This is a genomic window from Novosphingobium sp. (genome assembly GCF_041915465.1).
Classification (GTDB): domain Bacteria; phylum Pseudomonadota; class Alphaproteobacteria; order Sphingomonadales; family Sphingomonadaceae; genus Novosphingobium.
Genome location: NZ_JAYSBK010000123.1, coordinates 1 through 8,147, shown reverse-complemented (window position 1 = coordinate 8,147; position 8,147 = coordinate 1). Strand labels below are relative to the sequence as shown.

The 8,147-nt window shown below is 65.0% G+C and carries 8 protein-coding genes; 6 read left to right on the top strand and 2 right to left on the bottom strand.

Annotated features, from left to right (window positions below):
- Nucleotides 1–151: 151 nt before the first annotated feature.
- The 6 genes from ACE3SN_RS15170 to ACE3SN_RS15145 all read left to right on the top strand — a co-directional run bounded on the left by ACE3SN_RS15170 (nt 152) and on the right by ACE3SN_RS15145 (nt 5,710).
- Complete coding sequence (locus tag ACE3SN_RS15170; RefSeq protein ID WP_374531414.1) at nt 152–718, top strand: FKBP-type peptidyl-prolyl cis-trans isomerase; 567 nt, start codon at nt 152–154, stop codon at nt 716–718.
- 105 nt (nt 719–823) lie between these two features.
- Nucleotides 824–1,126, top strand: a complete 303-nt coding sequence (gene gatC, locus ACE3SN_RS15165; RefSeq protein ID WP_374531412.1) for an Asp-tRNA(Asn)/Glu-tRNA(Gln) amidotransferase subunit GatC — start codon at nt 824–826, stop codon at nt 1,124–1,126.
- Nucleotides 1,126–2,613 (top strand): Asp-tRNA(Asn)/Glu-tRNA(Gln) amidotransferase subunit GatA, encoded by a 1,488-nt coding sequence (gene gatA / locus ACE3SN_RS15160; protein ID WP_374531410.1) that lies wholly within the window; start codon nt 1,126–1,128, stop codon nt 2,611–2,613. Before gatC ends, gatA begins: the two co-directional genes overlap by 1 nt.
- Before the next feature lies 1 nt (nt 2,614).
- Nucleotides 2,615–4,105 carry an Asp-tRNA(Asn)/Glu-tRNA(Gln) amidotransferase subunit GatB gene (gatB, locus tag ACE3SN_RS15155; RefSeq protein ID WP_374531408.1) on the top strand — a complete coding sequence of 497 codons (1,491 nt, stop codon included), beginning with the start codon at nt 2,615–2,617 and terminating at the stop codon, nt 4,103–4,105.
- An 82-nt stretch (nt 4,106–4,187) separates the two neighbouring features.
- Nucleotides 4,188–4,787, top strand: a complete 600-nt coding sequence (locus ACE3SN_RS15150) for a hypothetical protein (RefSeq protein WP_374531406.1) — start codon at nt 4,188–4,190, stop codon at nt 4,785–4,787.
- Nucleotides 4,784–5,710, top strand: a complete 927-nt coding sequence (locus ACE3SN_RS15145) for a hypothetical protein (RefSeq protein WP_374531404.1) — start codon at nt 4,784–4,786, stop codon at nt 5,708–5,710. The genes ACE3SN_RS15150 and ACE3SN_RS15145 overlap by 4 nt, the downstream gene beginning before the upstream one ends.
- A 76-nt stretch (nt 5,711–5,786) precedes the next feature.
- Here ACE3SN_RS15145 and ACE3SN_RS15140 read toward each other — a convergent pair whose 3' ends face one another.
- Nucleotides 5,787–6,086, bottom strand: a complete 300-nt coding sequence (locus ACE3SN_RS15140) for a hypothetical protein (protein ID WP_374531403.1) — start codon at nt 6,084–6,086, stop codon at nt 5,787–5,789.
- Nucleotides 6,087–6,129: 43 nt separating this feature from the next.
- A partial coding sequence (locus tag ACE3SN_RS15135) for a M16 family metallopeptidase (protein WP_374531401.1) occupies nt 6,130–8,147 on the bottom strand: 2,018 nt, incomplete at its 5' end.

The window sequence follows — 8,147 nt, the reverse complement described above, 5'->3', positions numbered from 1 at the left end:
GCCCGCAAGATGGAGCGCAAGCGGATGGAACGCGACGGGGTCAAGTAAGCTTCTGAGGCTTGCTCCTGCGTAGTGCTTGAGCCATGAGGGCGCGGACGAATCCGCGCCCTTTGTCTTTGGCGCACCTTAAAATACCCAGAAGGGGGCTTTGATGACCGAGATCACCCGCGTTCCGCTGCAGCCCATCGCCAAGGGGGCCCTTGGCAAGCTTTGGATCGGCGTTGCCGCTGCTGCCCTGGCTGCCGCCGGCCTGGCCTACACCACGCTGCCGCCATCCGTTGACGTCGAAACGATCAAGGCCGGCACCGGTGCCTCGCCGACGATCGAGGATGTCGCCCTGATCAACTACAAGGGCATGCTGCCCGACGGCAAGGTGTTCGACCAGGGTCAGCAGGCCGTCTTCCCGCTTGAAGGGGTGATCCCCGGCTTTACCAAGGCGCTCGAACAGATGCAGCGCGGCGGCAAGTACAAGGTCAAGATTCCGGCGAAGCTCGCCTATGGCGATCGGCAGGCCGGCGAAATTCCGCCGAACACCGACCTGACCTTCGAAATCGAACTGATTGACTTCAAGAGCCGCGCCGAAATCGAAATGATGCAGCAGATGCAGCAGCAGATGCAGGGCGGACAGGGCATTCCGGGCATGGAAGGTGCCGCGCCGGGGGCTGAAGGTGCTGCCCCTGCCGAAGCCGCTCCCAAGAGCGAACCCAAGGCGCAATAATTCGCAGTCGGGCAGCGCACGCTGCCCGACTTGCAGCCCTGCCGTGCCGGTGCTAGCGCGCCGGCACAGTTCGTTTTTGTGCTCCCGATTTTTCAAAGGAACGCCATGTCGGTCGATACCGCAACCGTGGCCAAGATCGCCTCGCTGGCCCGCATCAAGGTAACCGAGGCCGAGATCGCGGCGATGGTGCCCGAACTCAACGGAATTCTCGCCTGGGTCGAACAGCTCGGCGAAGTGGATGTCACCGGCATCGAGCCGATGACCGCCGTGATCGAGAACCAACTGCGCCTGCGGGACGATGTGATCAACGCCGATCCGGCCACCGGCGGCGGCATCCGCGATGCCGTGCTGGCCAATGCCCCGGCGGCCGAACACGGCTTTTTCGGCGTTCCCAAGGTGATCGAATAATGACCCAGCTGACCGAACTTGGCGTTGCCGCCATCCGCTCGGGCGTGGCCTCGGGCGAATTTTCCGCCGTCGAAGTGGCCGAGGCGTTCAACGCCCGCGTCGCCGCCGCGCAGGAAGCCTTGAACGCGTTCATCGTCACCACGCCTGAGGCCGCGCTGGCCGCCGCCGCCAAGGTCGATGCCGACCGTGCCGCAGGCAAGCCGCTGGGCAAGATGGCGGGTGTGCCGATCGGCATGAAAGACCTGTTCGCCACCAAGGGCGTGCAGACGACCGCCGCCAGCCACATCCTCGAAGGGTTCAAACCCGAATACGAAAGCACCGTTTCGCAGAAGCTGTGGGATGCGGGTGCGGGGATGCTGGGCAAGCTCAACCTCGATCAGTTCGCCATGGGTTCGTCGAACGAGACGAGCTATTTCGGCAACGTCATTTCGCCCTGGCGCCGCAACGATGGCGCTAACGCCGCGATGGCGCCGGGCGGTTCCTCGGGCGGCAGCTCGGCCGCCGTTTCGGCGCGGCTCTGCCCGGCCGCAACCGGCACCGACACCGGCGGCTCGATCCGCCAGCCCGCCGCTTTCACGGGCATTTCGGGCATCAAGCCGACCTATGGCCGCTGCTCGCGCTGGGGCATCGTCGCCTTCGCCAGCTCGCTCGACCAGGCGGGGCCAATGGCGCGCGACGTGCGTGACTGCGCGATCATGCTGGAAGCCATGGCCGGGTTCGATCCCAAGGATGCGACCAGCCTCAACCTGCCGGTGCCCGAATGGGAAGCGAACCTGTCGGGCGATCTCAAGGGGAAGAAGGTCGGCATCCCGCGCGAATACCGCGTCGATGGTCTCGATGCAGACGTTGCCGCCAGCTGGGATCGCGGGATCGAATGGCTGAAGGACGCGGGCGCCGAAGTGGTCGAGATTTCGCTGCCGCATACCAAGTACGCGCTGCCGACCTACTACATCATCGCCCCGGCCGAAGCCTCGTCCAACCTCGCCCGCTATGACGGCGTGCGTTATGGCCTGCGCGACCTGCCCGAAGGCGCGAACCTGCAGGACATGTACGCCGCCACCCGCGCCGCCGGGTTCGGGGCCGAGGTCAAGCGCCGCATCCTGATCGGCACCTACGTGCTCTCGGCGGGGTTCTATGACGCCTATTACACCCAGGCGCAGAAGGTCCGCACGCTGATCAGCCACGACTTCAAGAACGCCTTCACTGAAGTTGACGTGATCCTCGCGCCGACCGCGCCCACCGCCGCCTTTGGCCTTGGCGAAATGGTGTCGGACCCGCTGGCGATGTACCTCAACGACGTCTTCGCGGTGCCTGCCAGCCTTGCCGGTCTGCCTGCCATGTCGGTGCCTGCGGGCCTCAACAAGGAAGGGCTGCCGCTGGGCCTCCAGATCATCGGCAAGCCGTTTGACGAGCAGGGCGTCCTCAACGCCGGCCTCGCGATCGAGGCGCGCGCAGGGTTCACGGCCAAGCCGGAGCAGTGGTGGTAAGATGAGCAACTATCGCATTCAGGGCGCAACCGGCGAATGGGAGGTCGTGATCGGCCTCGAAGTCCACGCGCAGATCACCTCCAATTCCAAGCTGTTCTCGGGCGCGGCGACGGCCTTCGGGGCAGAGCCGAACAGCCAGGTCAGTCTGGTCGACGCGGCGATGCCGGGGATGCTGCCGGTGCCGAACCGCGAATGCATCCGCCAGGCGGTGCGCACCGGCATGGCGATCAATGCCCAGATCAACAAGTGGTCGCGGTTTGACCGCAAGAACTACTTCTACGCCGATCTTCCGCAGGGCTACCAGATCAGCCAGCTCTATCACCCGCTGGTGGGCGAGGGCAGCCTTGAGGTCGTGCTCGATCCCAAGGACCCGGAAGGCAGCACCAAGACCATCGGGATCGAACGCATCCACGTGGAGCAGGACGCGGGCAAGCTGATGCACGATCAGCACCCGACCATGTCCTATGTCGACCTCAACCGCTCGGGCGTGGCGCTGATGGAAATCGTCAGCCGCCCGGACATGCGCTCGCCCGCCGAGGCCGGGGCTTACCTGGCCAAGCTGCGCCAGATCGTGCGCTATGTCGGCTCTTGCGACGGCAACATGGACCAAGGCTCGATGCGCGCCGACGTCAACGTTTCGGTCCGCCGCCCGGGCGAAGCGTTCGGCACGCGCACCGAAACGAAGAACGTGAACTCGGTTCGCTTCGTCATGGCCGTGGTCGAAAGCGAAGCCCGCCGCCAGGTTGCCCTGATCGAGGACGGCGGCACAGTGGTGCAGGAAACCCGGCTCTACGATCCCGACAAGAACGAGACGCGCTCGATGCGCAGCAAGGAAGACGCGCACGATTACCGCTACTTCCCCGATCCGGACCTGCTGCCGCTGGAACTGGACGATGCGTTCCTCGAAGAATGCCGCGCCAGCCTGCCCGAACTGCCGGACGCCAAGCGCCACCGCTATGAAACCGCGCTGGGGCTGTCGGCCTACAACGCACAGGCGCTGACCGCCGACGTCGAAACCGCGCGCGAGTTCGAAGCCCTGCTCGCCTCGGTCGCCAAGGCCAGCGGCAAGAGCGAGGCGGACGTCGCCAAGCGCACCGCCAACTGGTTGCTGTCCGAACAGGCCGGCGTGCTCAATGCCGCGGGCGTCTCCTCCGATCATCCCAAGAACTCGATCGAGGCCAACACCGCGCTGGTCGTGGCCACGGAAAGCGGGCTGATTTCGGGCAGCAAGGCCAAGGAACTGTTCGAGGCGCACCTCACCAGCGACATCGATCTGGCCGCCCAGATCGAGGCCAACAAGCAGAGCACCGACACCGGCGCGATCGAGGCCGCGGTTGACGCCGTGCTCGCCGCCAATGCCGACAAGGTGGCCGAATACAAGGGCGGCAAGGAAGCCCTGTTCGGCTTCTTCGTCGGCCAGACGATGAAGGCCATGCAGGGCAAGGGCAATCCGCAACTCGTCAATCAGGTGCTGAAGGCCAAGCTGGGCTGATTGGTCCTGCGGTTGGAAGTAACTGTTTGCGCTCTTGTAATTCTCTGTTCGGCATGATCTCTACCCGTTGAGGGGGGGGAATATGCTGAACTTGAGAATCACACCGATACTTGGCGCGTGCCTGATTCTGGCGCTGCCGGGCTCACCGGCTTTTGCGCAAGTCGCTGATCAGGCGGCGCAGCAGCCGACCAATACCGCGCCGAGCCCGGACGGGCTGGAGATGCCGCAACTCGCGTATACGGCCACGCCCGAAGTGGTGGCCGACTATGACAAGTATTTCTATTTTCACCGCGACGGCACCAGCTTTGCCGAAGCCTACACCGACATTCGCGAATGCGATGCGCTGTCCAGCGGGATCAGCTTCTATCTGGAGGGCAGCGATTCGATGTACGCCACCGGGCAATACGGCCTTGGCGGGGTGATCGGCGGCGTGATCGGTGATGTCTTGGCCGATGCGATCTTCGGTTCGGCCGAGCGCCGCAAGATCCGCCGCACCAACCTGCGTAACTGCATGGGGTACAAGGGTTACAGCCGCTACGGGATCAGCGGCGAACTGTGGAAGACGTTCAACTTCGAGGAAGGCAACGGCCGCAAGAAGGAAGCTGTGCGCGAACGCGCGATCCGGCTTCAGGCAATGGTCGCATCCGGTCCCAAGCCCACCACGGAGGCGCTGCCGCAATGAACAAGATCACGCTCATCATCGCCGGCACCCTGCTGGGGCTGGCCTCCTCGCTGAGCGCTCAGGCAATCGAGGAAAAGAACGTCACTTCTGGAAAGGTCCAGCTCGATCCGGCCAAAGGCTATATCTTCCTGACCAGTCCGGTTCGCACCAACGGGATGTTCGTGCGGGTTCCAGACGCCGATGACTATGCCGAATACCGGGCGGACTGGGAAAAAGCCTTCGCCAAGGCCGAAAAGTCTTACGCAAGCGCGATGGCCAATTGGAAGAAGGACTTCGAAATCGCGAAGGCGCAGGACAAGAAGCCTCGTCCCGAGCCGGTCAAGCCGACCCGCGAGACATTCAGCATCGGCCCGATCGAACTGCGCACGACAGTCTCGTTCGGTCCGACCTTCGTCTACAACAAGACCAAGGCACCCGATTCGTTCAGCTATCTCAACGCGGTGAAGCCCGGAACCTACATCTATTACGGACCGGTGTTTGCGGGGCCGAACGGCTTTGCAGGCTATTGCTACTGCATGGGCTCGGTAAAGTTCGAGGTGAAGGCCGGGGTTGTTACCGACCTCGGCACGGTCCTTGCCCAGGTGGTCGGGACCGAGGGGCTGATCGGGTTCGACAAGGTGGATGACCAGCCCGGCCGCTTTACCGACGGCAACCAAGCGGCGACTGCCGTTGGGCCCGATCAGGCGCAATATGGTGTGCCCGGCAGCCTTGGCGCGCTGCCCACGGTGCAGGTCGAACTGCATGCCGCCGGCAAGATGAACAATTTCCTGGGAATTCGCGTGGCCCGTGCCGCACCGGTTCCGGGCGTTCTGGCCTACCAGCGCGATACCGTGATCGATTTGCGCACCGGCCAGCCGATCCCGGTGGCGGTGCTGCCTTTCACCCCGGTCGACCCGGCGGATTCGATCCCCGACGAAGAGTAAGCCGAGGCACATAAACCAAAGGGCGCCGGACTATCGTTCCGGCGCCCTTCGTGTTTTCGGCCTGGGCCGCGGCAGCTTAGGCCTTGCGGGTGCCGTTCATCGGGAAGGTGCCGAAGGCACCGGCCTTGACCGAGCCGGTCAGGGTGTCGCCATCGACGGTTGCTTCGCCTTCCAGCGTCATCGGCATGGGGACGGTCATCTTCATCGACCAGGTCAGCTTGTTGCCATCGACCTTGCCGTTTTCCAGTTCCATCGAACCCATCGCGCCGACGTTGCTGCCGGTGAAGGTGCCGCCATCGACGACGATGGTCACGTCGCTCTTCTGGTCGCCCATCGGGGTCTTGGTGACGCATTCATAGGTACCTGCAACCGACATCGAATCTCTCCTCAGTTAACTTACAGTGGGGTAAGTAGGGATATCACTCGCTGCTGTCGGCGCTGCTGTCAACTGCTGGCGCGTCGACCAGTTCAACTGGCAGGCCCAGGCCCTTGAGCTGCGGTTCGACCAGCTTGCGATCGCCGACGATGATGAAGACCAGACCGTCTGCCTGCAGCCAGCTGGCTGCCGCCTTGTCGATCGCGGCGGCGTCGATCGCACGGTAGCGGGTGGGCAGGCGCGCGTAATAGTCGTCCGGACGTCCAAGCCGCTCGTTCAGCACGATCGCGCCCAGCACCTGCGCATTGGTTTCGAACCGGTTGGGCAGGCCGCGGATGTTGCCGTCGGTCACCCGTTCCAGTTCAACCGGCTCAACTCCGCGCTTCCCGGGGAAGGCGGCCATGTCAGCCAGCAGCAGCTTGACTGAATCCCCCGTGCGGTCGGACTGCACTGGCGCGACCAGCACCAGCGTGCGCGGACCGACCGGACTGGGCACCATCGAGCGCACGCCATAGGACCAGCCCTTGTCCTCGCGAAGGTCCATGTTGAGGCGGCTGAGGAAACCGTTGCCAAGCACTTCGTTGGCAAGGTCGAGCGCCTCGTTGCCCTGGTCCCTGCCGGTCAGCGGCAGGACGCGGCCCGCGACAATCACCGATTGCGGTGAATTGGGGCGATCGATCAGGACGATCCGGGGCCTGGGTGCCGGGATCGCGGCATCGAGCTGCTTGACTGGGCGGGCCGCGGCGGGCGGCGTCCAGGTGCCGAAACTGGCCTCGAGCATGGGCAACAACTGCGCCATGGTGACATCGCCAACCACGGTGATCTTGAGCGCATCGGGGCGCAGCCACTTGTCGTGCGCGGCCTTGAGCGCGGCCGGGGTCAGCGCGGCCAGCGCCTTGGGATCGCCCAGCCCGTCGGCCGGCTGGCCATAGGGGTGGGCCGGGCCAAACAGGATCGGGGCCAGGCTGCGCGTCGCGAGGCTGCGCGGGCTGGCCAGCGCTTGGGCGAGGTCGGCCAGTTGCTGGTCCTTGGTGCGCGCCACGTCGGCATCGCGGAAGGCGGGATTGCGCACCACATCGGCCAGCAGATCGAGCGAGGGTGCCAGGTTGGGCGTCAGCGCGGAGAGCATGACCGCCGAGGAATCGAGGTTCGCCGCGACCGACAAATGCGCGCCGAGCCGTTCCTGCTCTTCGGCGATCTGGGTCGCGTCGCGGGTCGCCGTGCCTTGATCGAGCGTGCCCAGCATCAACCCCTGCGTGCCGGGACTGTCCTGCGCGTCGGCGGCATAGCCGGCGTCGAAATTGAGGCTAACCAGTACGGTCGGAACCGAGGTGCGCCGCGCCAGCACGACGGGAATGCCGTTCGAGAGCGTCGCGCGTTCGAGCGCGGGGAAGGCAAGATCACCCACCGGCGCGACATCGGGAGATTGCCGCTTTGGACCGGCCGCCAGCCTTGGCGCCTTCTTCTTTGCGTCGGGCTTGGGCGGTTTGCTGGTCGCTTCATCGCCCCAGCCGCCCATCAGCTCGCCGTTTTCGGTGCGCGGACCGGGGCTGATGACCAGCGAATAGACCGGACGGCCAAGCCAGCGCTGCACCGCGCTCTGAACGTCGGCCGGGGTCAGCGCGGCGATCCGGGTGAGGTCCTTCTTGATCTGCAGCGGATCGCCCGAATAGAGCAGCCCTTCGGCAAGCTGCGCACCCTTGCCGGAAAAGCCGCCAACCTGTTCGAGCCCGCCGATCTGCGAGGCGACCGTGGTGGTCGCCGCGCGGCGCAGTTCGTCCTCGGTCGGCCCTTCGGCGATGAACTGGTCGATCACCCGATCGAACTCGCGCTCGGCGGTCGCGCGGTCGACCCCCGGCTTGATTTCCATCGTGATCATCAGGGTCGAAACCTGTTCGAACTGCATCACCCCGGCGCTGACCGAAACGGCCACGCCCTTGCCGCGCACCAGTTCGTTATCGAGCCGCGACGAGGCGAGGCCGCCCAGCACGCGCAGGCCGATGTCGAGCGCGGGCGCGTCGGGATCGTTCAGGCCCGGCCCGCTCCACAGGCGGTAGACCT